Here is a 24,381-nt window from a genome sequence, read left to right as displayed (position 1 = left end):
GTCCCGGAGCCTCCGGGACCGCCTCTGTCATGCTCCACGCGCACGCTGCACGCGCGCGTGCGTCTTACTTCCGGCTGTAGTTCGGCGCCTCGACCGTCATCTGGATGTCGTGCGGGTGGCTCTCCTTGAGCCCGGCGGAGGTGATCCGTACGAACCGGCCACGGTCCTGGAGCTCCGGCACCGTCCGGCCGCCCACGTAGAACATCGACTGGCGCAGACCTCCCACCAGCTGGTGGACGACCGAGGACAGCGGGCCGCGGTAGGGCACCTGGCCCTCGATGCCCTCGGGGACCAGCTGCTCGTCGGAGGCGACGCCCTCCTGGAAGTAACGGTCCTTGGAGAACGACTTGCGGTCGCCGCGGGTCTGCATGGCCCCGAGGGAACCCATGCCGCGGTACGACTTGAACTGCTTGCCGTTGATGAACAGCAGCTCGCCCGGGGATTCCTCGCAGCCCGCGAGCAGCGAGCCCAGCATCACCGTGTCGGCGCCCGCGACCAGGGCCTTCGCGATGTCGCCCGAGTACTGCAGGCCACCGTCGCCGATGACCGGGATGCCGGCCTCCTTGGCGGCGAGCGACGCCTCGTAGATCGCCGTGACCTGCGGGACGCCGATGCCGGCGACGACACGCGTCGTACAGATGGAGCCGGGCCCGACACCGACCTTGATGCCGTCCACGCCGGCGTCGATGAGGGCCTGGGCGCCGTCCTTGGTGGCGATGTTGCCGCCGATGACGTCGACGCCCGTCGAGTTGGACTTGATCTTGGCGACCATGTCGCCGACCAGCCGGGAGTGGCCGTGCGCGGTGTCCACGACGATGAAGTCGACGCCCGCGGCGATAAGGGCCTGGGCGCGCTCGAAGGCGTCACCGGCCACGCCGACGGCCGCGCCGACGAGGAGCCGGCCCTCGGCGTCCTTGGCGGCGTTCGGGTACTTCTCCGCCTTCACGAAGTCCTTGACCGTGATCAGGCCTTTGAGGACACCCTCGTCGTCGACCAGCGGCAGCTTCTCGATCTTGTGGCGGCGCAGCAGCTGCATCGCGTCGTCACCGGAGATGCCGACCTTGCCGGTGACCAGCGGCATCGGCGTCATGACCTCGCTCACGCGGCGCGCGCGGTCGGTCTCGAAGGCCATGTCACGGTTGGTGACGATGCCGAGCAGCTTGCCGGAGCCGTCCGTGACCGGGACGCCACTGATGCGGAACTTGGCGCACAGCGCGTCGGCCTCGGCGAGCGTGGCCTCGGGGTGGATGGTGATGGGGTCCGTGACCATGCCGGACTCGGAGCGCTTCACCAGGTCGACCTGGTTGGCCTGGTCCTCGATGGACAGGTTGCGGTGCAGCACGCCGACGCCGCCCTGGCGGGCCATCGCGATCGCCATGCGGGACTCGGTGACCTTGTCCATCGCGGCGGACAGCAGCGGAATGTTCACCCGGACGTTCTTGGAGACGTACGAGGCGGTGTCGATGTCCTCGGGCGCCATGTCCGAGGCGCCCGGCAGCAGCAGCACATCGTCGTAGGTCAGCCCGAGTGTCGCGAATTTCTCGGGCACTCCGTCGACGTTGGCAGTCATGACACCTTCCCCAAAGCCTTGATCGGTGCGGATGTCCATGCTAACGGGAAGCGCGGCCCCACGATTCCGCTGCGGAATGTGACGTGGGGCTCCGTATGTCTGTACGGAAACAGCGCGTCGTGCGTTCATTCGAACGCAGCGCGCCGTACGTTCTTCCGGGCACCCGGCGTGCGGGCCACCCTACTGCTCGGCCAGCGCCCGCAGCCGGCTGAGGGCCCGGTGCTGCGCCACCCGTACGGCGCCCGGGGACATCCCCAGCATCTGGCCCGTCTCCTCGGCGGTGAGACCGACCGCGATCCGCAGCAGCAGCAGCTCGCGCTGGTTCTCGGGCAGGTTGGCCAGCAGCTTCTTGGCCCATTCGGCGTCGCTGCTGAGCAGGGCGCGCTCCTCGGGGCCGAGCGAGTCGTCCGGCCGCTCGGGCATCTCGTCCGAGGGGACGGCCGTCGAACCGGGGTGGCGCATCGCGGCGCGCTGCAGGTCGGCGACCTTGTGCGCGGCGATGGCGAACACGAACGCCTCGAACGGCCGCCCGGTGTCCTTGTAGCGCGGCAGCGCGAGGAGCACCGCGACGCAGACCTCCTGCGCGAGGTCCTCAACGAAGTGCCGCGCGTCGCCGGGCAGCCGGGACAGCCGGGTCCGGCAGTAGCGCAGGGCGAGGGGGTGGACGTGGGCGAGCAGGTCGTGCGTGGCCTGCTCGTCTCCGTCGACGGCACGATGGACGAGCGCACCGATCACCGTCGTCTCGTCATCGCGCATCGGTCCATGGTGCCCTGCGGCTGTCCGCTCCGTGGCACCGTGCCCATGGTTGTGCACCGAAGCGTTATGAGCAGGTGCGCCGGAACTCATCTCCTGCGCCCTCCCCTCCCGCTCGACCGACTCGTCCCCGAGGAACTCCACACCTCAAGGATGCGGCATCCGCGGCGAAACGAGCAGCGGGCACCCGGCGGACCGCGGCGCCGGACCCGCTCACCGCACGGCGGACACCCCCGCACACCGACCGACAGGCATCCCCGCCCACCGCTCCGCGGGCACCTCCGGCCGCGCTGTGACCAGCAACCCCGCCCGCCCGGCAGCAGGCGGGGATTCCCGTTCCCCCGCTACGGCCCACCTAGCGGACCAGGCCCCAGCGGAAGCCGAGCGCCACGGCGTGGGCACGGTCGGAGGCGCCGAGCTTCTTGAACAGGCGCCGTGCGTGGGTCTTGACGGTGTCCTCGGAGAGGAACAGCTCCCGGCCGATCTCCGCGTTCGACCGGCCGTGGCTCATGCCTTCCAGCACCTGGATCTCCCGCGCGGTGAGCGTCGGGGCGGCACCCATCTCGGCGGACCGCAGCCGGCGCGGGGCGAGCCGCCAGGTGGGGTCGGCGAGCGCCTGCGTCACCGTGGCCCGCAGCTCCGCGCGCGAGGCGTCCTTGTGCAGATACCCGCGGGCACCGGCGGCGACCGCGAGCGCCACGCCGTCCAGGTCCTCCGCGACGGTGAGCATGATGATGCGCGCACCGGGGTCGGCTGACAGCAGCCGTCGTACGGTCTCGACGCCGCCCAGGCCGGGCATGCGCACGTCCATCAGAATCAGGTCCGAGCGGTCGGCGCCCCAGCGGCGGAGGACTTCCTCGCCGTTGGCCGCCGTCGTCACGCGCTCGACGCCGGGCACGGTCGCCACCGCGCGGCGGAGCGCCTCTCGGGCAAGCGGGGAGTCGTCGCAGACGAGGACGGATGTCATGGCCGTCCTCCGCAGCTGATGCGCGTCACCTTGAGCCTCCAGGCTGGTACGAATCGTCACCTGTGCGGTCGACACTCGCGAGCGGACCGAGACGCCTGTCCGAGCGCTTGTTCCTTCAACCGCCTCGGCCTTCTCAACGACGGTCACTCGAAAGAGTTACGGGGCGGTGAGCCACGTTCGGCACTCTACGTGAGGGGGCGGACACGGTGCAGACATGCACAGCGGACCCCCGACGTTTCATCACAACCTATGCCCCATTCAGCCCTTTTTCTTCCCATTAGCTGGTGTCTGCGGCTAGATTTGCAATGAGTCATATTTTCATCTCCTTAGATCGCAGACGTACGGTCATGGGTGCATTACCGACCAGAACGGCTATAAGGGGACATGTAATGGCAGATTTCTCCCGCCTTCCCGGACCCAACGCGGATCTCTGGGACTGGCAGCTCCTCGCGGCCTGCCGCGGGGTCGACAGCTCGCTCTTCTTCCACCCCGAGGGCGAGCGCGGCGCGGCACGGAGCGCTCGTGAGAACTCGGCCAAGGAGGTCTGCATGCGGTGCCCCGTCCGCGCGGAGTGCGCGGCCCACGCCCTGGCCGTGCGGGAGCCGTACGGGGTGTGGGGCGGGCTGACCGAGGACGAGCGCGAGGAGCTCATGGGGCGGGCGCGCAACCGGCTGGTGTCGACGTCCCCCAACGGAAGCGACCCTCACCCGGACACGTGATCACGTCGAACGCCCGAACGCTTAAAGGAACGTTTCCTCAGCCCCTCCGCCCGCCCGCGCGACGCGTCCCGCCGCCGGGCAGCGGGTCCCCTACCGCGCGGCCGCCTTCGCCAGCTCAGCCAATGTCGCCGCCACCGTCGGCACCCGGGCCAGGTCCGGCAGGGTGAGCGCCACGATCTCCCGGCGCACGACGGGCTCCAGCGCGACCGTGCGCACCCCCTTGGCCCGCACCGACTCGACGGCCAGTTCCGGCAGGACCGCCACGCCCAGCCCCGCGCCGACCAGACCGACCACCGCCGGGTAGTCGTCCGTCGCGAAGTCGATACGGGGGCTGAAACCCGCGCCCTCACAGATGTCGACCAGATGCCCCCGGCAGCGGGGGCAGCCCGCGATCCACGGCTCACCGGCGAGGTCCCCGAGGGCCACGGACTCCGTACGGGCCAGCCGGTGCCCCTCGGGTACGAGGCCGACCAGCCGGTCGGCGAGCAGGGGCCGTACGACCAGGTCGTCCCACTCGTCCGTGCTCGCGGCGCCCTCGTACCGGAAGGCGAGGGCGATGTCGCAGTCGCCCGCGCGCAGTGTCTCGACGGACTTCGGCGGCTCGGCCTCCTCCAGGGAGACGCGCGTTCCCGGGTGCTCGGCGCGGAGGGCGGCCAGCGCGGTGGGCACGAGGGAGGAGCTGCCGCTGGGGAAGGAGACGAGACGGACGCGCCCCGCGCGCAGACCGGCGATCGCGGCGACCTCCTCCTCGGCCGCCGTGAGCCCGGCGAGGATGCCGGTCGCGTGCCGGACCAGCGCCTCGCCCGCCTGCGTCAGCCGCATCTCGCGGCCGCTGCGGACGAGCAGCGGAGTGCCGGCCGAGGCTTCCAGGGCCTTCATCTGCTGGCTGACGGCGGGCTGGGTGCAGCCCAGCTCGCGCCCCGCCGCCGAGAAGGAACCGGTGGCGGCCACGGCGCGCAGGACACGGAGATGTCGGGCCTCGATCACCCTTCCGAGCATAAGGGAGACTTGGGCATCGCTCCCGATACGCCGTCGACGCTTTGGCTCCCGCCGTCTACCGTGCGGGCATGAAGCTTCTGTCTCTGAATGTGGGGCGCCCCCGGGCCGTCGAGTACACGAGTCAGCCACAGGGAGTGACCGGTATCGACAAGCGCCCGGTCGAGGGGCCGCTGCGGATAGCCGCCCCCGGCCCGAAGGGGGTCGGCGCGAGCGGGGTCGCCGGGGACGCGGTCTGCGAGACCCGTCACCACGGCGGCGACGACCAGGCCGTGTACGCGGTCGCCCGCGAGGACCTGGACGAATGGGAGCTGGAGCTGGGGCGCTCCCTGCACAACGGCGTGTTCGGCGAGAACCTCACCACCCAGAGGCTCGACGTCTCCGGCGCCCTGATCGGCGAGCGCTGGCGGGTCGGCCCCGACGTGGTCCTGGAGGTCACCAGCGGCCGCATCCCCTGCCGCACCTTCCAGGGGCACCTCGGCGAGACGAGCTGGGTCAAACGCTTCACGCACCGGGCGGCGCCGGGCGCGTACCTGCGGGTCGTCGTGCCCGGCGAGGTCAGGGCGGGCGACCCCATCGAGGTCGTCCACCGCCCGGACCACAACGTGACGGTGGCCCTGCAGTTCCGCGCCGTCACGACGGAGCGGGAGCTGCTGCCGTGGGTGCTGGTCGCGGGGGACGCGCTGCATCCCGAGACACGGGCGGAGGCGGAGAGGTACGTGGCGCGGTACCGGGAGGCGTGAACGCGGGGCGTCGGGCCCGCGTTCCGCCTCGGTCCTGAAACGGCCGGCCGGAACGCCCGCGAGCCGGTCGCCGCACGGCTCCTAGGGGGCAACCCGGAGAAGAAGCCGGGGAAGGGGTCGAGGGCGAGTCGGGGGCGAATCAGGGCGGATGCCGGATGCTCGCGGACCCGGCGGGACGGGACGCTCGTCGCATGTCTCGTCGCATTCCTCTCAAGCGGATCCTCGTCGCGCTCACCTCGGTCGTCGCCGTGGCCGCACTGGCCGTCGGCGCTCTGTTCACCTGGCTGTGGACCGGTTCCGACGTCAGCACGGTCGGCACGGAGCGGTTCGGCAACCGGCTGGCGATACCGCCTCTGGCGGCCTCGTCCGTCGACGAGGACGGCACGCGCGTCTTCGACTTACGCATGCAGACGGGTGAGACGGAGTTCGAGCGGGGGCGGCGGACACCGACCTACGGGTTCAACGGCTCCTACCTCGGCCCGACGCTGCGTGCCGAGCGCGGCGAGAGGGTCCGCGTCCGCATACGGAACGAACTCGGCGAGGCATCCAGCGTGCACTGGCACGGTATGCACCTGCCCGCGCGGATGGACGGCGGACCGCACCAGTCGATCGCGCCCGGCGCCGCCTGGAGCCCGCACTGGACGGTGGACCAGCCCGCCGCGACCCTCTGGTACCACCCGCACCCGCACGGCGCGACCGAGCGGCACGTGCGGAAGGGCCTGGCGGGCCTGTTCCTGCTCGACGACGAGAAGTCGGACGAGCTCGCGCTGCCGAAGAAGTACGGCGTCGACGACGTTCCCGTCATCGTCCAGGACGTCCGCTTCGACGGGGCGGAGCTGGACAACGGCCGGAACATCTTCCAGAGCGTGGGCTTCCTGGGCGACCGCACCATGGTCAACGGCACGCTCGGTCCGTACCAGGAGGTCGGCGACGAGCTGATACGGCTGCGGCTGCTCAACGCCTCGACCACGCGCACGTACGCCTTCGGGTTCCCGGACGGGCGGCCGTTCTCGCTCATAGGCACGGACGGGGGGCTGCTGGAGCGTCCGGCCGCCATGGAGCGCGTGCAGCTCTCGCCCGGTGAGCGGGCCGAGATCGTGGTGCGCATGGAGGCGGGCGAGCGGGTGGTGCTGCGGAGCTTCCCGCAGGACAACTACGGGGACGCCTGGCAGCGGCGGTTCTCCGGGGGCGAGGACTCCTTCGACGTACTGGAGCTGCGGGCGGCCGATCGGTTGCGGCCCTCGCCCGGGTTACCGGCGGCACTGGCCGGTCCGGGGCTGTCGGAGCTGCCGGACGACGCCGACGCCGTCCGCGGGAGGTACTTCGACCTGAAACGGACCGGGATCAACGGGCGCACGATGGACATGGGCCGGATCGACGAGACGGTCACACGGGGGACGACGGAGGTGTGGACGGTCCGCAACGCGGACGGCATGCCGCACAACTTCCATGTGCACGACGTCCGGTTCCGGGTGGTGGAGGTGAACGGCTCGGCGCCTCCGCCGCCGCTGCGCGGCCCGAAGGACACGGTGTTCCTGCCGAACGGCACCACGATGAAACTGGCGTTGCGGTTCGACGGGCCGGCGGACCGGGACACGCCGTACATGTACCACTGTCACCTGCTTTACCACGAGGACGAGGGAATGATGGGTCAGTTCGTGGTGGTGGAGAAGGGAGAGCGGGCGGGCACGCCGGCGGGACACGCGGGCGGACACGGCGCGGGGCACGCCGAGCACGGTGCGGGACACGAGAAGGACAGGTGAAGGCCGGTTCGGAGAGCGTGCGCGTTCAGTCGTGGTCATTAACCTTGCGTCATGACAACGGCTCTCATCACGGGATCGACCTCGGGCATCGGTGCCGCCTTCGCACGGCGGCTGGCGGCCGACGGCCACAACCTCGTCCTCGTGGCGCGCGACACCAAGCGGCTGCGGGACCAGGCCACGGAGTTGCACGACCGGCACGGCATCGAGGCGGAGGTGCTGTCGGCCGACCTGTCGACGGACGACGGCATCGAGGCGGTGGAGCGCCGTCTGGCCGACCGCAAACACGCGGTCGACCTGCTGGTCAACAACGCCGGGTTCGGCAACAAGGGCCGTTACCTCGACGCTCCCCTGGCCGACGAGCTGACGATGCTCAAGGTGCACTGCGAGGCGGTGCTCCGGCTCACCACGGCGGCGGTCGGGGCGATGCGGGAACGGGGCCGGGGCGGCGTGGTGAACGTGGCGTCGGTGGCCGCCTTCGTGCCGCGCGGCACGTACGGGGCGTCGAAGGCGTGGGTCGTGCAGTTCACGCAGGGTGTGGCGAAGGACCTGACGGGAAGCGGCGTACGGCTGATGGCCCTGTGCCCGGGCTTCGTGCGCACCGAGTTCCACCAGCGGGCCGGCATGGGCACGGACAGCATCCCCAACTGGATGTGGCTGGACGCGGACAAGGTGGTCGCCGAGGGGCTCAACGACCTGGCGCGGGGCAAGTCGCTGTCCATCCCGGACCCGCGCTACAAGGCGCTGCTGGGCGCGGCGAAGCTGGTGCCCCGGCCGCTGCTGGGCACGATCAGCTCGAAGACGGGGCGGAAGTACGGGCCACGGTAGGGCGTGCGGCCGGCGAGGAGTGTGCCGGGGGCGTGCGCCTTCGGTCGCTCCTCGCCGGGCCCACTGTCGCAGGAGGCGAGGGACGGAGAATGGAGGCGAGGGACGGAGGATTCAGGGCGCGACGATCCGCGACTGCTTGAACCACTCGTGCCTGTCCCAGATCCGCACTTCCCCGTTCGCGTACGCGGCGACACGAGAGGCGTCCGCATTGAATGCGAGGGCGGTAGCCGTAGCACGATGACCGGTCGCCGAGCCGATCCGGGTTCTGGTTCGGGTGCTGGTGTCGATGATACGAAGGCCACCGGATGACAGGCCCACAGCCAAGTAGGTTCCGTCCGGGCTGAAGGCGGCCGATTCCGGGTACTGCCCGGGCCAGAGACTCTCCTCCAGGTGAATCACTCGAGCGTCGCCGATCTTTCGGATGTTCATGCTGCCGGAATAGTCTTCCCCTTCTCCGGCGACTGCACCGAAGTCCTCACTGACGGCCATGACACCGTGGCAACGGATGTGGCTGGACGGTTTCACCTCCCGATAGACCAGATCGCGGGGGAAAGCCTCCCAGACCTCGAGCGGGCCGCGACACGGCGCGAACGCCAGCCGAGGCCTTTTCCCGATCCACGTCACCGCCTCTCCGGGGCCTCTCACCACGTGCCCGTCGAGCGAGAGTGCATGAGCAACGATCTCTTCCGGCAGATGGCCGCGCAGGCGAGCGCGATGCGTTGCGGGGGTGTCCGCCATGGGGAGCGGGTCTCCGGTGACGCTGTCCCACACCTCCGTGTCACGACCGTCTCCCATGACCAGCCGCGTTCCCACGAATTTCATGACGGTGACGTGGTGCTGCGGTACGAACCGCAGATAGGAGGTGTCCCTGGGGTAGGTCGAGTGCACTGCGAGCGTTGTCGTCGAGATGAGGACTGTTGCGCCCAGGAGGCAGTACAGCTTCGTCCGGCTGCCGGCACCCGTCGCCCGGGCGGGTACGGTCACCGGTCCGGCGGCGGTACAGCCCTGGGAGAGGGCATCCTGAATCTTGATGTGCCGGAACTGGTAGTGCCCGCCGGTGTGTCGCAGGATGCCCCCGCGGTGGGCCCTCTCCAGGAAGTCCATCAGGCGCCAGGGCAGGTTGTGCGTGGCGGCTGCGGCGATCCGGAAGATGAGGAACCGGGTCCAGGCCCGGGGCAGGAGCGCCAGCAGGCCGATGCAACAGCAGGTCAGCATGGACCCGTAGACGAACGGCGCCCAGTGCCAGCGCCCTTCGTAGTAGCCCCCGAAGGAGGCGGCGACTTGCTGTGCGTGGAGGAGGACCAGCTCGGTCAGTGAGGGTTCACCACGCAGTCCGGTGGCCACGCTGGTGATGAGATCCAGGACCACCATGTACGCGACCAGGAGCGGGAAGACCGTGAGCCCGGCCGCGAGCCCGCACGCCGCGGCGCCCGCCAGCGCGGACCTGCGGTCGTCCCTGAGGGACGATGCGGGGTGTGACGAGATGGCGGTGACGGGGGCCGCGCTCAGCCATTCATGCGCGGACAGTCCGATGGCGGCAGCCATCACGGTCGTCCACACATAGCCGACGGCCGGCAGCAGCGTGTCGACGCCCTCTCTGGCATTGCTTCCTGTCAGCGCGACGGCGGCGGTCCCCGCCAGCACGCATCCCGCGGGCAGGGCGGTGAAGGACCACCCGGACCTGAACCCCGCACGCAGCCGCCCCAGGGTGCCTGGTGCCCGGAGGGAGATCCGGCCGGGCGCGCGGCCGGAGGAGATCCACCACACCACCATCGCCAGGATCAGGAAGCCCGCTCCCACCGCCATGCCGGATCCCAGACTGCTCTGCCGCACCGCCGAGGCTTCCTCCGGGTCGGTGGGCGTCCCCTCAGGGGTCAACAGGGCCGTGACCGTGACGGTGAGGAGGAGACCGCCGACCAGCGCCACGCTGGGACCGGCCCACGCGGACAGCAGTCTCTCCGGCATCCGCCACCACACCAAGTCGCGTTCCCGGTGCCGGTGGAGGTACAGGGCCAGGTAGGTCAGCCACTCCCGTTCCCGGCCGCCGCCGTTCCGCCGCCGGCTTCGCGCGGCGGCGTCGGCGGCGGCGGGAGCCTGCCCCGACCGCCAGGAGTCGACGAACTTGGCGGTCACGTAGTCCTCCACGGCGTGACGGCTGTCCAGCCGTGTCTCGTCCACGAGGACCGCCGGGCTGTCCCCCGCCCCCTCCCACGCCGTCCGTTCGAAGGCCATGCGCGCCAGGGACACCATCAGCGGCGTGGACAGCGCCTCCGCCACCGCGCTCCCCGGGCGCTCGCGCAGCGCCTCGTACACGGGTGTCCAGTCGGTCTCCTCCGGCCAGGTGACATCGGACAGATAGGCGATCGCGTCGTCGGGAGCGACCGGGGCGATCTCGATGACAGGGGCCCCGCGCAGCCTCGGTGCACCGTCCTTGACGACGTCCTCGTACTCCTCGGAGCGGCAGGTCACGATCACTGGACGGTCGCAGCCCAGCACTCCGTTGACGCCCCGCACCGCCCCGCGCCTGGCGACTTCGGGGATCTCGTCGAGACCGTCGAGGACGGGAATCAGCAAGCCCTGATCGAGGAGGAGGCGAGGTGTCCCGCAGCGGCCCGAGTAGTACATGTCGGCCAGGCGGCGCACCATCCACTCGTCCAGCGACTCCAGCACCGGGTCCCAGGAGCCCACCGAGAGAAGCACGGGGACCGGGCCGCCCGCCGTACGGTGGTTCTCGGCGGTCAGGCCGAGGGTCACCATGAGGGCCAGCGCGCTCTTGCCCGCACCGGGTTCCCCCAGCAACAGCAGCCGACGGCTGGGGATACCGCGGTAGCCGTTCGCCAGTGCGGCGCAGGCGGCGTCGAAGGAACTGCCGAGACGACCGTCGAGACGCTGCCGTACGACCCGCGGCCTGCGGGCGAACGCGGGCAGTGCGGTAGCGGTCGTCCGGTCTGCCGGAATCAGGATCTCGCTGCGGTCAGCCACCCGCCGACGGGTGGATGCCCAGGCCAACGGCAGCACGCGCGGGTCGTTGAGCCGTCGCGAGCGTGCCTCGTCCGTCCACTGAAGCCTGACGGACCTGCACAGTTCGTCGGCGAGAACGGCCGGATCCGGTGGTGGGACCTCACGGCTGCGGAAATAGTCGGCCAGCGACAGAGCGAGTCCGGCGCAGCCCACGAAGAAACTGAGAACGCTGGACAGCGGGTCGCTTCTCTGCAGCGGTTCGGTGGCCATCGCTCCGAAGACGGTGAAGGAGAAGAGCCCCAAGGCACCGAAGACCGCGATACGTACACGACGGTCGGTGGTGCGAGACGGGTGTGGTGCCATACCCGCGGATATTGGCAGGGGCCCACGGATCCCATGCCGGATACGAGAGGGCGTACCCGATCAGGTGACGGTCACCGGAGAGCTGCCCCCAGGCCGTCCACGACCCTTCGCCTCGGCCGTGTACGGCCGTCCGCACGGCCCCCGTTCACTGGCCGGCGGGAACGCCGGGAACCGCCGTTGCCTGCGCTGCCACTGCGCGGAGGCCCGGCACCCCGTCAGGGTGCCGGGCCTCCGCTCAAGCCTGCCGGCGTGCGTCAGTGCGCGTGCCCGTGGCCGTGGCCGGCCGCGGCCGGCTCCTCCTCTTCCTTCTTCTCGACGACCAGGGTCTCGGTCGTGAGGAGGAGGGAGGCGATGGAGGCGGCGTTCTCCAGGGCGGAGCGGGTGACCTTGACCGGGTCGATGACGCCGGCCTTGATCAGGTCGCCGTACTCGCCGGTGGCGGCGTTGTAGCCGCTGCCCTTCTCGAGCTCGCCCACCTTGGAGACGATGACGTAGCCCTCGAGGCCGGCGTTCTCGGCGATCCAGCGCAGCGGCTCGACGGCGGCGCGGCGGACGACGGCGACACCGGTGGCCTCGTCGCCGGTCCGGCCGAGGCCGTCCTCGAGCACCTTCACGGCGTGGACGAGCGCGGAGCCACCACCGGAGACGATGCCCTCCTCGACCGCGGCGCGGGTCGCGGAGATGGCGTCCTCCAGACGGTGCTTCTTCTCCTTCAGCTCCACCTCGGTGGCGGCGCCGACCTTGATGACGCACACGCCGCCGGCCAGCTTCGCGAGGCGCTCCTGGAGCTTCTCGCGGTCCCAGTCGGAGTCCGTGGCCTCGATCTCGGCCTTGATCTGGTTGACGCGGCCCTCGACCTCGTCCTTCTTGCCGGCACCGTCGACGATCGTGGTGTCGTCCTTGGTGACGGTGACGCGGCGGGCGGTGCCGAGGATCTCCAGGCCGACCTGGTCGAGCTTGAGACCGACCTCCTCGGAGATGACCGTGGCGCCGGTGAGGACCGCCATGTCCTGGAGCATCGCCTTGCGGCGGTCACCGAAGCCGGGGGCCTTGACCGCGACCGCGTTGAAGGTACCGCGGATCTTGTTCACGACGAGGGTGGAGAGGGCCTCGCCCTCGACGTCCTCGGCGATGATCAGCAGCGGCTTGGAGGCGTTGGCCTGGATGACCTTCTCCAGCAGCGGCAGCAGGTCCGCGATCGCGGAGATCTTGCCCTGGTGGATGAGGATGTACGGGTCGTCGAGGACGGCCTCCATGCGCTCCTGGTCCGTCACGAAGTACGGCGACAGGTAGCCCTTGTCGAAGGCCATGCCCTCGGTGAAGTCCAGCTCCAGACCGAAGGTGTTGGACTCCTCGACGGTGATGACACCGTCCTTGCCGACCTTGTCCATCGCCTCGGCGATGAGCTCGCCGACCTGCTGGTCCTGGGCGGACAGCGCGGCGACGGCGGCGATGTCGGACTTCTCGTCGATCGGGCGGGCCGAGGCGAGCAGGTCCTCGGAGACCGCGGCGACGGCGGCGTCGATGCCCTTCTTGAGGAGGGCGGGGGAGGCGCCGGCGGCGACGTTCTTCAGGCCCTCGCGGACGAGCGCCTGGGCCAGGACGGTGGCGGTGGTGGTGCCGTCACCCGCGATGTCGTTGGTCTTGGTCGCCACCTCCTTCACCAGCTGGGCGCCGAGGTTCTCGTACGGGTCCTCGATCTCGACCTCACGGGCGATGGTGACGCCGTCGTTGGTGATGGTCGGGGCGCCGAACTTCTTGTCGATGACGACGTTGCGGCCCTTGGGGCCGATGGTCACCTTGACGGTGTCGGCGAGCTTGTTGACGCCGCGCTCGAGGGCGCGACGGGCGTCCTCGTCGAACTTCAGGATCTTCGCCATGGGAGCGTGAGCCCTCTCGGAAATCTAGGGGAGAAACTGACTGCGCCCCGGCGCCCGGCTTCTTAGGGGTCGCAGGGGGCCAGGGCGCAGTCGCTGAGCTGAAAGAGCGTCGAGGTGAGTCGACTTACTTCTCGATGATCGCGAGCACGTCGCGGGCCGAGAGGACGAGGTACTCCTCGCCCGAGTACTTCACCTCGGTGCCGCCGTACTTGCTGTAGAGCACCACGTCGCCGACGGTCACGTCGAGCGGCAGGCGCTCGCCGTTCTCGAAGCGGCCCGGGCCCACGGCGAGGACGACGCCCTCCTGGGGCTTCTCCTTCGCGGTGTCCGGGATGACCAGGCCAGAGGCCGTGGTCTGCTCGGCGTCCAGCGGCTGGACCACGATGCGGTCCTCGAGCGGCTTGATGGCAACCTTGGAGCTGGCGGTCGTCACGATCCGACCTCCCCCTTCGGAGATCTCACGGGGTTAACTGTCTGAGGTGGCGACCAGGTCGATCCGTCGTCGCGGGTGCCGGACCTGCCCGTCGCGTTGTTGGCACTCTCCAGGGGGGAGTGCCAGACCTGAGACTATGACCGCGATTAGCACTCGGTCAAGCGGAGTGCCAATCACGTGCGTGCGGCGTCGCCACCGGTGCCTTCCGGCGCCCCCTCAGAGGTAGTCCTCCAGCCGGGCCACCGCGTACCCCTTGTCCGTCACCAGCTTCAGGAAGCGGCGGACCATGTCGGACATCGTGCCGTCCCAGTTGCGCTTCCCCCGGAAGTGGGTGAGGACGATGTCGCCGGGGTGGATGTCGCGGTCCCACTCGCGGTACTCCCAGCGGTCGACGTAGACCTCCGCGTTCCACAGCGGCACGGCCTCGATGCCGCAGGCCTTGGCGGCGCGCAGGGTGTCGCGGTCGTACTCGCCGTACGGCGGCCGGAAGAGCTTCGGCCGGGTGCCGAACCGTTTCTGGACGACGTCCTGCATCCCGCAGATCTCGCGCTTCTGCGCCGCGTACGACAGGTGGGGCAGGACACGGTGGTGGAGGGTGTGGTTGTTCAGGGTGGCCCCGCGGTCGCGCATGCGCCGGAAGTAGTCGTAGTCGTCCTTCACCACGTAGTCGCTGAGGAAGGCGCTGTACGGGATGTTCAGCTCGCTCATCATCCGCAGGAACGCCGGATCCTTCTCGGCTCCGTCGTCGATGGTGAGGAAGACGACCTTGCGCTCGGTGGGGACGGTGGTGAAGACGGGCGGGAGACCGTGCTCCGCGTGCCCGTCGACCTCGAACCCCTCACGGGTCGTCACCTTCGGCTTGCGCGCCGGGGGCGCGGGCGGCAGCAGGGGCACCTTTTCGAGCCCCCACCGCCGGGCGGCGGTCACCCGGGCCGCGTAGGAGCGGCGCAGTTCGTCGGCGTACCGCTCGAGGGAGCGGGCGGGAGGCGCGGCGAACCGGCCCTCCTGACCGTGGGCGGGCGGGGCTTCCCGGTCGGCCCGGGCCGCCCCTTCGCCGCACCCGCCCGCGGAGGCGAGGAGCATGAGGGCGAGCACGGCCGCGCCCGCCCGCGCCGACGCCCGCACCATTGTCCACTTCGCACGCTTTTGATCATTTTGTCGTACGAATCCCATGGTGTCGCATCCTCCCAGCCCCAGGTCCGCCGCCGGGCCCGACACCGCATCCGGACGCGCACGGTCCACCGACTGGCCCACAATGTCCCGGTGAACGACCTCGCCGAGCCGGCTCCCCTCAGCACCCTCGCCGCCCTCCTCACCCCCGAGGGCCGCGCCCTCCTCGACGAGGTGCGCGGTACCCGGCCCGACCAGGAACTCGGGGTCGCGACCCGGCTGCGCCGCGACCATCCGGCCGGCCTCGTCTCGGCGGCGCTCGCGCAGGCGCGGCTGCGTCGGCGGGCGGAGGCGAAGTTCGGCGCCATCGACGCGGAGCGCATGTTTTTCACGCCGAACGGGGTCGAACAGTCGACACGGACGACGGTGGCGACGTACCGGGCCGAGCGCTTGCGCGCCCTCGGTGTCGGCTCCGTGGCCGACCTGTGCTGCGGCGTCGGAGGGGACGCGATCGCGCTCGCGCGCGCGGGCATCCGGGTACTGGCGGTGGACCACGACCCGCTGACGGCGGCGGTGGCCCGGGCGAACGCGGCGGCGCTCGGCCTGTCCGAGCTGATCGAGGTGCGGGAGGCGGACGTCACGGACGTGGACACCGCCCCGTACGACGCGGTCTTCGTCGACCCCGCCCGGCGCGGCGGCCGCGGCCGCGTCTTCGACCCCGAGGCGTACTCGCCCCCGCTCTCCTGGGCCGTCGAGGCGGCCCGCAGCGCCCCGCACGCGGCGCTGAAGATCGCCCCGGGCATCCCCCACGAGACCGTCCCGGCCGAGGCCGGGGCCGAGTGGATCTCGGACGGCGGCGACGTGAAGGAGGCGGTGCTGTGGTTCGGCGAGGAGGCGGGGACGGGGCGGGGGCCCGGGTCCGTACGGGCCACCCTGCTCCCCGGGCCGCGCACGCTCACCGGCCGTGGGCTGCCCGATCCGCCGGTGCGCCCCGTCGGGAACTACCTGTACGAGCCCGACGGGGCCGTCATCCGCGCACACCTCGTGGCCGAGGTCGCCGAGGAGGTCGGCGGCGGGCTGATCGACGCGACGATCGCGTACGTCACCGCCGACGAGCTCCGGCCGACGGAGTACGCCACCGCCTACCGCGTCACCGACCGGCTCCCCTTCAACGTGAAGAAGCTGAAGGCCCTGCTGCGGGAGCGGGAGGTCGGCGTGCTGACGGTGAAGAAACGCGGCTCGGCGGTGGAGCCGGAGGAGCTGCGCCGCAAGGTGAAGCCGCAGGGGCCGAACGCGGCGACGGTGTTCCTCACGCGGGTGGCGGGGGCGCCGACGATGCTGGTCGGGCACCCGGTCTGAGCGCCCGCGCGCGGGCCAGCAGCAGCTCCCGCTCGCGCCCGTTGCGCGCCAGCCCGGCCGCCCGCCCGAACTCCGCGCCCGCCTCCTCCGTACGGCCGAGCCGGGCGAGCAGGTCGCCGCGGACACTCGGCAGCAGGTGGTAGTCCCGCAGCGCGGGCGCGGCGGCGAGGGAGTCGACGATCTCCAGGGCCGGGCCCGGGCCCTCGGCCATCGCGACGGCGACCGCGCGGTTCAGCTCGACCACCGGGGACGGAGAACGGGCGGCCAGCAGCCGGTACAGGGTGGCGATGCGCGTCCAGTCGGTCTCCTCGTACCGGTGCGCCCGGGCGTGACAGGCCGCGATGGCGGCCTGGAGGACGTACGGGCCGGGAGCGCCCGAGGAGGTGGCGCCCGCCCGGGCGAGGGCGTCGTACCCGCGGGTGATCAGCAGGCGGTTCCAGCGGCGCCGGTCCTGGTCCTCCAGCAGCACCGGCTCGCCGGAGGGCCCGGTGCGGGCGGCCGTGCGCGACGCCTGGAGCTCCAGCAGCGCCTGCAGTCCGTGCACCTCGGACTCCTTGGGCATGAGCCGGACGAGCACGCGCGCGAGCCGGAGGGCGTCCTCGCACAGGCCGGGCCGCAGCCAGTCGTCGCCCGCGGTGGCCGCGTAACCCTCGTTGAAGATCAGGTAGATCACTTCGAGGACGGAACCGAGCCGGGCCTCGCGGTCCGGGCCGTACGGCACCTCGAAGGCGACGTTCCTGGTGGCGAGGGTCCGTTTGGCGCGCACGATCCGCTGCGCCACGGTCGCCTCCGGGGCCAGCACCGCGCGGGCGATCTCGGCCGTGGTCAGCCCGCCGAGGAGGCGCAGGGTGAGCGCGATGCGGGCCTCGGCGGACAGGACGGGGTGGCAGACGGTGAAGATCAGCCGCAGCAGGTCGTCGTCGATGTCGTCCGGGTCGGCGGGCGCGTCGAGGTGGTGCGCGCCGGCGGCGGTCAGGTCCCGCCCGACCTCCTCCAGCTTGCGCGCGTACCGCTCGCGCCGGCGTACGAGGTCGATCGCGCGGTTCCTGGCGGCGGCCGTCAGCCAGGCGCCCGGGCGGTCCGGCACCCCGTCCCGCGGCCACTGCTCCAGCGCCGCGACCAGCGCGTCCTGGGCCAGTTCCGCCGCGATGCCGACGTCCCGCACGATGCGGGCGACGGCGGCGACGACGCGCGGGGACTCGATGCGGAAGACGGTCTCGACGGCGGCGGCCACCTCGGTGTCACAGGTGGCGCCGGTGCCGGGACCGTCCGGGCCGGTGGTGGGCTGTGGTGTCACGGCCCACCATCCGACACGCGAACGGACATCCGGGCAAGACGTGTCTCGTCGGCCCTCGATCAGCCCTCGACGATCTCCCGCACCTCGCAGGTGACGGCCAGCCCCTCGTGCGCCCGGACGAAGCGCTTCGTCCACTCGACGGCCTCGGCCAGGTCCTTGCACTGCATGAGCGCGTACCCGCCCACGATCTCCTTCGACTCGGTGAACGGCCCGTCCGTGACGGACAGTTCCCCTTCCTCCAGGCGCACCTTCTTGCTCTGCGCGGACGGCATCAGTCCGGCGGTGTCGAGCATGACCCCCGCCTTGGTGATCTCCTCCAGCAGCTCGCCCATCCGGCGCTCGGCCTCCGGGCCGGGGCTCCCCGCGGGGAGGGCGGACTCGTCGTACTGCACCAGGGTCATGAAGCGGGGCACGGTCGCTCCTCGGTGTGCGGCGGGGCCGTTCCCCGCCTCTCACCCTCTGCGTCGAACGGAGGGCGGCCGGATCGACACGGCCGCGAGAAAAGTTTCTCCGGCTACCGCAGCGACTCCCACAGCTCCGTCGCCTCCGGCTCCTTCGTCACCACCCGGTTGGCGTCCGAGGGCGCCGGGACGACCGGCATCGTCACCATGTCGACCTGGTCGGAGGTGAGGTCGGCGAGGCTGCGGCCCAGGCCCGTCAGGGCACTCAGGGAGTCCAGGTCCGTGTCCGTCGTCAGGGCGGCCGTGGCCGTGTCGGCGACCCGGTAGAGCTTCGAGGGGCTGGTGAGCAGGTTGGTGGTCGACACCTGGTCGAGGAGGGCCTTCACCAGTTCCTGCTGCAGGCCTATGCGGCCGAGGTCGCTGCCGTCGCCCGTGCCGTGGCGGGTGCGGGCCAGGGCGAGGGCCTGCTCGCCGTCGAGGTGGTGGGTGCCGGCCGGCAGCGTCAGGTGGCTGTCCTCGTCGTCGATGTCCTCGTCCGTCGTGACCGTCACCCCGCCCAGCGCGTCGACCAGGTCCGCGAAGCCGGAGAAGTCGATCTCCAGGAAGTGGTCCATGCGGATGCCGGTGAGGGACTCCACCGTCTTCACCGCGCAGATCGGGCCGCCCACCGCGTAGGCGCTGTTGAACATGGCCCCGGACGCCGGCGCCGTCGTACGGCCGGACGGCAGCGGGCAGGACGGGCGGGTGACCAGGGTGTCGCGCGGGATGCTGACGACCGTCGCCGTCGTGCGGCCCTCGCCGAGGTGGACCACCATCGCCGTGTCGGACCGGGCGCCGGAGTCCTCGCCGCCGCCGAGCCTCGCGTTCTCGGCCCCGCCGCGCGAGTCGGAGCCGAGGACGAGGATGTTCAGGGAGCCGCTCGGTACGGGAGAGGCGGAGGGGGACGCCTGCGGGGTCGTCATGGCCCTCGGGGGGCGGTCGTCACCGAGGGCGTTGTTGACGTCGACGCTCGTGAGGTTCCCGTCGAGGTGCCGGTACGTCCAGCCGGCCGCTCCCGCGCCGAGCACGAGGAGACCGGCGAGGACGAGGCCGGCGGCCTTCAGCGCCCTGGGCCGCCGGCCCGCGCGTCTGCCGGCGGACTCGTCTTCTCCGGCGGTGCGGTCGGCCACGCGCTCGGTCGCATGTTCGGTCACAGGTGAGAACGTAAGTCCGAAATGTTACGCGTGGGTACCTCCCGGTCCGAATTCTCGGGAGAATCTCATGGTCGGCCGGCGCCGGGCCCGGTGCCCGTGACCGGACGTCACGCCAGCGTCACCGTCGGCACCGGATTGCTGCCGCTCCAGGCCGCGTTGAAGCCGAACGTCACCGCGCCGCCGTCCGGCACGGCCCCGTTGTACGCGGCGTTGGCGCAGCTCACCTGTGTGCCGGTCTGGGTGCACGCGGCGTTCCACGCCTGGGTGATCCGCTGGCCCGCGCCGTACGTCCACGCCACCTTCCAGGACGACAGGGACGCGCCCGAGCAGGCGATCCTCACCTGACCCGTGAAGCCGGTGTTCCACTGGCTGGTCACGGTGTACGTCGCCGTGCACGCGTCCGTCGGCGGCGGCGTGGTCGTCGTGCCGCCGAGCGCGGTCGCGATGCCGCCGTACGCCGGTTTGGGTGCGTAGTTCTCGTCGTACGGCGTGGCCGCCCCGTAGCCCTCGAAGACGTCCGGGATCCACGAGTCGGAGTCCGTGAAGCCCCACACGGTGACCCCCGTGCACCGGCTCACCGCCACGCACGCGGCCACCACCGCCTCGTACTCCTCGGCCTGCTGCGCCAGCTCGGCCTGGGTGGCGGGGAGTTGCATCCGGATGTCGAGCTCGGTGATCGCCACGTCGACGCCGAGGTCGGCGAAGCGCTGGATGTTCTGCTGGAGCGTGGCGGGGACCTGGCCGAGGATCAGGTGCGCCTGGAGGCCGACGCCGTCGATCGGGACGCCGCGCTCCTTGAGCGACTTGACCAGGTTGTAGAGCGCCGTGCTCTTCGCGTTGACACCCTCGACGTTGTAGTCGTTGATGTACAGGTCGGCGCTCGGGTCGGCCGCGCGGGCCGCGGTCAGGGCCTGGGCGATGTAGTCCTCGCCGAGGGTGTCGTACCAGAGGGTCCGCCGGTAGGTGCCGTCCTCGTCGAACGGCTCGTTCACCACGTCCCAGGCGGCGAGCCGGCCCTTGTAGCGGCCGACCTCGGTGGCGATGTGGTCGTCCAGCAGCCCGCTCAGCTCGTCGGCCGTCCAGGTGCCGTTCGTCAGCCAGCCCGGGTTCTGGCTGTGCCAGACGAGGGTGTGGCCGCGCACCCGCTGGCCGTGTGCCTCGGCGAACTCGACGATCCGGTCGGCCTCGGCCCAGTTGTACGTGCCGCGGGAGGGCTCGACCGACTCCCACTTCATGGCGTTGCCGGGGGTGAGCCAGTTGAACCGGGTCCCGGCGATCTCCCCGTACGTGCCGGTGAGCCTGGATCCGGTGACCGCCGTGCCGATGGCCTTGCCCTTGGCGTCGGCGAGGTCCCGCAGCGGGGGGTCGGCCGCGTGGGCGGCCGTGGCCCCGGTCAGCAGCGCGGCGGCGACCGAGACGCCGGTGAGCAGCGCGGCCAGCCGGGTCCGTGAGGAGGTTCTCCGGTGCCGGAACGGTCTGGAGGTTCTCATGGGGGTGCCTCCGAAGTCGAAGCCGAAAGTTTCGATGACGCGAACGACTGACTTCGGAGGAGTGTGGAGAGGCGCCCTCCACCCGTCAATACGCCAATGCGTCAGCGCCGCGGCGGTGCCGTACTGCTCCGTTCCACCAGGCTCGTCGCCAGCTCGACCCGGGTCGCCGACGACGCCGGCTCCTCGCGCCCGAGGTCCAGCACCAGCCGGGTGGCGGCCTCGGCCATCTCCATCAGCGGCTGCCGTACGGTCGTCAGCGGCGGGCCCACCCAGCGGGCCACCGGCAGGTCGTCGAACCCGACCACGCTCAGGTCCTCGGGGACGCGCAGCCCCAGCTCGCGCGCGGCCTCGTACAGGCCGAGCGCCTGGAGGTCGTTGCCCGCGAAGACGGCCGTGGGGCGGTCGGAGCGGCCCAGCAGGTCCAGGCCCAGGCGGTGGCCGGCCTCGTGGTGGAAGTCGCCCGTCCTGATCAGCGCCGGGTCGACCGGGAGCCCGGCCGTCTCCAGGGCGGCGCGGTAGCCGTCCACGCGCGCGCGGCTGCACATCATCCGCGACGGCCCGCTGATGGCGCCGATGCGCTCGTGCCCCAGCTCGATCAGGTGCCGGGTGGCGGCGAGTCCCCCCTGCCAGTTGGTGGCGCCGACGGAGGGCACGTCGTCGCCCGGGTCGCCCGCCGGGTCCATCACCACGAAGGGAATCGACCTGCTGGTGAGCAGCGCCCGCTGGGACGCGTCGAGCCCCGAGAGCACCAGCACCACGCCGTGCGGGCGGCGGGCGGCGACCTGGTCGGCCCAGGTACGGCCGGGGGTCAGCCGGCCCGCGCTCTCGGAGAGGACCACACTGAGGCCCACCTCGCGGGCGACGGTCTCCACGCCCCGGATGACCTCCATCGCCCAGGCGCTCTCCAGTTCGTGGAAGACCACGTCGATCAGGGGTGAGCGGGTCGCCTCGGCGCGGCGGCGCCGGTAGCCGTGCGTGCGCAGCAGCTCCTCGACGCGGGCGCGGGTGGAGGGGGCGACGTCGGCGCGGCCGTTGAGCACCTTCGAAACAGTCGGAGCGGAGACCCCCGCCTCGCGGGCGATCTCGGCGAGCGTCGCGGTCTGCGGAGCGCGCGCGGCCTGCGTTCCTGCCCGGGGTCCCTCGGTCTTCAACGGCTTCATGGGCGGGATCGTATCCCTGCGCGACCCCTTGACGTACCCCCTTGAGCGTCTTACGTTCCCGGAACATTCGAACCAGATGCCGAAACATTCGCTCGACCTTTTCCGCGAAGGGTGCTGTCATGGAGTCGAACAGAGGGCTGTCCAACGGCGGACGGCCTGCGGGGAGCCGCACATTCAGCAGGCGCTGGGTCCTCGGTGCCGGAGCCACCACGGTGCTCACCACCGGCCTCGGCGCCGGCCTGACCGCCTGCGGCTCCGGCAGCGGCGGCTCGGGCGGCGGCAGCGGGACCCTCACCGCCTTCGTGTACGGGGACACCGCGGTGAAGATCCAAGAGGCGTCCGTGGACCGGTTCAACAAGTCGGCCGCGGCGAAGGAGACCGGCGGCAAGGTCGAGCTGGAACGGATTCCCGGCTCCGACTACCCCCCGAAGCTGCGGACGGCCATGGGCTCCCCCAGCGCCCCCGACGTCTTCTTCAACTGGGGCGGCGGCTCCATCAAGGCGTACGAGGAGGCCGGCAAGCTCGTCGACCTCACCGACGTCATCGAGGACGACCCGGTGCTCAAGGACGGCTTCATCCCCTCGGTGCTGTCGTCCGGCGACCTCAAGGGCCGCCACTACGGCATCCCCATGCGCGGCATGCAGCCGGTGATCCTCTTCTACAACAAGTCCGTCTTCGCCGAGCACAAGCTTCAGCCGCCCACCACCTGGGACCAGCTCCTCGACAACAACGCCAAGCTGAAGAAGGCGGGCATCACCCCGTTCGCGCTCGGCGGCGGCGACATCTGGCCCGAGCTGATGTGGCTGGAGTACCTGGTGGACCGCATCGGCGGCCACGAGGTCTTCCGGCGCATCCAGGACGGCGACGCCGAGGGCTGGGGCGACCCGGCCATGCTCAAGGCGGCCGAGATGGCGCGGGACCTCGTCGACGACGGCGCCTTCGGCTCCGACTTCACCTCGGTGAAGTACACCAACGACAGCGCCCCCGCGGTCTTCGCCAAGGGCAGGGCGGCCATGCACCTGATGGGCTCGTGGGAGTACTCGACGCAGCTCGGCAAGTTCCCGGACTTCGCCCGCAGGAACCTGGGCTGGACGGCCTTCCCCGCGATCGAGGGCGGCACCGGCGACATCCGCAACGTGGTCGGCAACCCCACCAACTACTGGTCGATCAACGCCCGTACCAAGAACAAGGACGCGGCCATCGCCTTCCTCAAGGACTGCGCCTCCGAGGAGTACGCACAGGCCCTGGTCGACAACGGCGACGTGCCGACCACCTCCAACGCGGCCAAGCTGCTGGACGCGGCACCGAACCCCGAGTACGCCAGATTCCAGTACGACCTGGTCGAGAAGGCCCCCGCCTTCACGCTCTCCTGGGACCAGGCGATCGGTGACGAGCTGAGCGCCAGGATGCTGACGGAGATCGGCAAGCTCTTCGCGGGCAAGTCGAGCCCGAGCCGGTTCGTGGCGGCGTGCAAGGGGCTGAAGTGAGCGTCACGGTCGACAAGCGGCCGTCCGGGCGGTCCGAGGCCGCCCGGCCCGCGAAAGGCGCGCGGGCGGGCCGGCCGCACGCCGCCTGGGCGCTGCCCGGCGTCCTGTTCTTCGTCTTCTTCGCCATCGTCCCGATGGCCCTGGCCTTCTACCTGTCCTTCACCGAGTGGGACGGCCTCAACGCCCCGAAGCCGGTGGGTCTCGCCAACTGGCAGAAGCTGCTGGACGACCCGCGGCTGACCCAGTCCCTGTGGCTGACCGTCCTGCTGACGGTGTGCAGCTGGGCGTTCCAGACGGTGGTGGCGCTGCTGCTCGGGGTGTGGGCGGCGGGCCCCCAGCGCAACCGCGCCGTCCTCTCCGCGATCTTCTTCGTGCCGCTGGTGCTGTCCTCCGCCGCGATCGCGCTGCTCTTCTACGCACTCCTCGACCCGAACTTCGGCGTCGTCCGCACCGGCGTCCTCGGCTCGTCCAGCGGGGCGTTCCTCGCGATCGTGTTCGTCGGCGGCTGGCAGTTCATCCCGCTGCACACGCTGATCTACCAGGGCGGTGCCCGGCAGATCCCGGCGGTGCTGTACCAGGCGGCGACGGTCGACGGCGCGGGCCGCTACCGCCAGTTCTTCTCGATCACGCTGCCCCAGCTCCGCCACACCATGACGACGTCGAGCGTGATGATGATCGCCGGCTCGCTCACGTACTTCGAGACCGTGCTGCTCCTGACCAGGGGCGGCCCGGGCACCGACACCGCGATCCTGCCGTACCTGATGTACGAGGCGGGCTTCCAGTCGTACGACTTCGGCTACGCGAGCGCCATCGCCTCCTTCCTCGTCATCGCCGCCACCGGGCTGTCCCTGCTGCTGGTCCGGCTGACCGGGTTCGGCGGCATGCGCAGCACCAGAGAAGGGATGTGACGG

Annotated in this window: 20 protein-coding genes; 7 read left to right on the top strand and 13 right to left on the bottom strand. The window is 71.1% G+C overall.

Annotated elements, in window-relative coordinates; genetic code table 11:
• Positions 1–64: 64 nt before the first annotated feature.
• The 3 genes from guaB to IEZ04_RS02060 form a co-directional block, all read right to left on the bottom strand.
• A complete protein-coding gene (guaB, locus tag IEZ04_RS02070) occupies positions 65–1,570 on the bottom strand; it encodes an IMP dehydrogenase (RefSeq protein ID WP_189214842.1) in 1,506 nt (501 codons plus the stop codon).
• Positions 1,571–1,750: 180 nt separating this feature from the next.
• Entirely contained in the window at positions 1,751–2,326 is a 576-nt protein-coding gene (locus IEZ04_RS02065) for a sigma-70 family RNA polymerase sigma factor (RefSeq protein WP_060901477.1), read from the bottom strand.
• 352 nt (positions 2,327–2,678) lie between these two features.
• Positions 2,679–3,290: a response regulator transcription factor gene (locus IEZ04_RS02060; RefSeq protein WP_003948568.1), complete on the bottom strand. Its 612-nt coding sequence runs from the start codon at positions 3,288–3,290 to the stop codon at positions 2,679–2,681.
• A gap of 389 nt (positions 3,291–3,679) precedes the next feature.
• Here IEZ04_RS02060 and IEZ04_RS02055 point away from each other — a divergent pair, with 389 nt between their 5' ends.
• Positions 3,680–4,009, top strand: a complete 330-nt coding sequence (locus IEZ04_RS02055) for a WhiB family transcriptional regulator (protein WP_189214841.1) — start codon at positions 3,680–3,682, stop codon at positions 4,007–4,009.
• Between the two features lie 90 nt (positions 4,010–4,099).
• On the opposite strand, the gene IEZ04_RS02050 is transcribed toward IEZ04_RS02055, so the two are convergent.
• Positions 4,100–4,996 (bottom strand): LysR family transcriptional regulator, encoded by an 897-nt coding sequence (locus IEZ04_RS02050; RefSeq protein ID WP_189214840.1) that lies wholly within the window; start codon positions 4,994–4,996, stop codon positions 4,100–4,102.
• Between the two features lie 80 nt (positions 4,997–5,076).
• On the opposite strand from IEZ04_RS02050, the gene IEZ04_RS02045 reads away from it, so the two are divergent.
• The 3 genes from IEZ04_RS02045 (at position 5,077) to IEZ04_RS02035 (ending at position 8,336) form a co-directional block, all read left to right on the top strand.
• Positions 5,077–5,748, top strand: a complete 672-nt coding sequence (locus IEZ04_RS02045) for an MOSC domain-containing protein (protein ID WP_189214839.1) — start codon at positions 5,077–5,079, stop codon at positions 5,746–5,748.
• Between the two features lie 191 nt (positions 5,749–5,939).
• Positions 5,940–7,511, top strand: coding sequence for a multicopper oxidase family protein (locus tag IEZ04_RS02040; RefSeq protein WP_189214838.1), 1,572 nt, complete (start codon positions 5,940–5,942; stop codon positions 7,509–7,511).
• Positions 7,512–7,562: 51 nt separating this feature from the next.
• Positions 7,563–8,336 carry an SDR family NAD(P)-dependent oxidoreductase gene (locus IEZ04_RS02035; protein WP_189214837.1) on the top strand — a complete coding sequence of 258 codons (774 nt, stop codon included), beginning with the start codon at positions 7,563–7,565 and terminating at the stop codon, positions 8,334–8,336.
• A 111-nt stretch (positions 8,337–8,447) separates the two neighbouring features.
• Here IEZ04_RS02035 and IEZ04_RS02030 read toward each other — a convergent pair whose 3' ends face one another.
• The 4 genes from IEZ04_RS02030 to IEZ04_RS02015 form a co-directional block, all read right to left on the bottom strand.
• Positions 8,448–11,567, bottom strand: a complete 3,120-nt coding sequence (locus IEZ04_RS02030) for a WD40 repeat domain-containing protein (protein ID WP_189214836.1) — start codon at positions 11,565–11,567, stop codon at positions 8,448–8,450.
• A 347-nt stretch (positions 11,568–11,914) separates the two neighbouring features.
• Positions 11,915–13,540 (bottom strand): chaperonin GroEL, encoded by a 1,626-nt coding sequence (groL, locus tag IEZ04_RS02025; protein ID WP_189214835.1) that lies wholly within the window; start codon positions 13,538–13,540, stop codon positions 11,915–11,917.
• A 124-nt stretch (positions 13,541–13,664) separates the two neighbouring features.
• Positions 13,665–13,973 (bottom strand): co-chaperone GroES, encoded by a 309-nt coding sequence (groES, locus tag IEZ04_RS02020; protein ID WP_189214834.1) that lies wholly within the window; start codon positions 13,971–13,973, stop codon positions 13,665–13,667.
• 216 nt (positions 13,974–14,189) lie between these two features.
• Complete coding sequence (locus tag IEZ04_RS02015; protein WP_189214833.1) at positions 14,190–15,146, bottom strand: polysaccharide deacetylase family protein; 957 nt, start codon at positions 15,144–15,146, stop codon at positions 14,190–14,192.
• Positions 15,147–15,236: 90 nt separating this feature from the next.
• Between IEZ04_RS02015 and IEZ04_RS02010 the strand changes: the two genes are divergently transcribed.
• Positions 15,237–16,442, top strand: coding sequence for a class I SAM-dependent methyltransferase (locus tag IEZ04_RS02010; protein ID WP_229820784.1), 1,206 nt, complete (start codon positions 15,237–15,239; stop codon positions 16,440–16,442).
• On the opposite strand, the gene IEZ04_RS02005 is transcribed toward IEZ04_RS02010, so the two are convergent.
• The 5 genes from IEZ04_RS02005 to IEZ04_RS01985 form a co-directional block, all read right to left on the bottom strand.
• Positions 16,393–17,739: an RNA polymerase sigma factor gene (locus IEZ04_RS02005; RefSeq protein ID WP_189214831.1), complete on the bottom strand. Its 1,347-nt coding sequence runs from the start codon at positions 17,737–17,739 to the stop codon at positions 16,393–16,395. The genes IEZ04_RS02010 and IEZ04_RS02005 overlap by 50 nt on opposite strands.
• 59 nt (positions 17,740–17,798) lie before the next feature.
• On the bottom strand, positions 17,799–18,152 hold the full coding sequence (locus IEZ04_RS02000) for a YciI family protein (RefSeq protein ID WP_189214830.1): 354 nt from the start codon (positions 18,150–18,152) through the stop codon (positions 17,799–17,801).
• Positions 18,153–18,253: 101 nt separating this feature from the next.
• Positions 18,254–19,333, bottom strand: a complete 1,080-nt coding sequence (locus IEZ04_RS01995; protein WP_373296237.1) for an LCP family protein — start codon at positions 19,331–19,333, stop codon at positions 18,254–18,256.
• A gap of 107 nt (positions 19,334–19,440) precedes the next feature.
• Positions 19,441–20,823 (bottom strand): glycoside hydrolase family 10 protein, encoded by a 1,383-nt coding sequence (locus IEZ04_RS01990; protein WP_189214829.1) that lies wholly within the window; start codon positions 20,821–20,823, stop codon positions 19,441–19,443.
• 101 nt (positions 20,824–20,924) lie between these two features.
• On the bottom strand, positions 20,925–21,983 hold the full coding sequence (locus IEZ04_RS01985; RefSeq protein ID WP_189214828.1) for a LacI family DNA-binding transcriptional regulator: 1,059 nt from the start codon (positions 21,981–21,983) through the stop codon (positions 20,925–20,927).
• A 119-nt stretch (positions 21,984–22,102) separates the two neighbouring features.
• Between IEZ04_RS01985 and IEZ04_RS01980 the strand changes: the two genes are divergently transcribed.
• Both IEZ04_RS01980 and IEZ04_RS01975 read left to right on the top strand, forming a co-directional pair.
• Positions 22,103–23,470 carry an ABC transporter substrate-binding protein gene (locus IEZ04_RS01980; RefSeq protein ID WP_189214827.1) on the top strand — a complete coding sequence of 456 codons (1,368 nt, stop codon included), beginning with the start codon at positions 22,103–22,105 and terminating at the stop codon, positions 23,468–23,470.
• A complete protein-coding gene (locus IEZ04_RS01975; protein WP_189214826.1) occupies positions 23,467–24,378 on the top strand; it encodes a carbohydrate ABC transporter permease in 912 nt (303 codons plus the stop codon). The genes IEZ04_RS01980 and IEZ04_RS01975 overlap by 4 nt, the downstream gene beginning before the upstream one ends.
• Positions 24,379–24,381: the final 3 nt, after the last annotated feature.

The organism is Streptomyces ruber, assembly GCF_014648075.1.
Classification (GTDB): Bacteria; Actinomycetota; Actinomycetes; order Streptomycetales; family Streptomycetaceae; genus Streptomyces; species Streptomyces ruber.
Note: the sequence above shows the minus strand (reverse complement) of the source record. Positions and strands in the feature narration are given on the sequence as shown.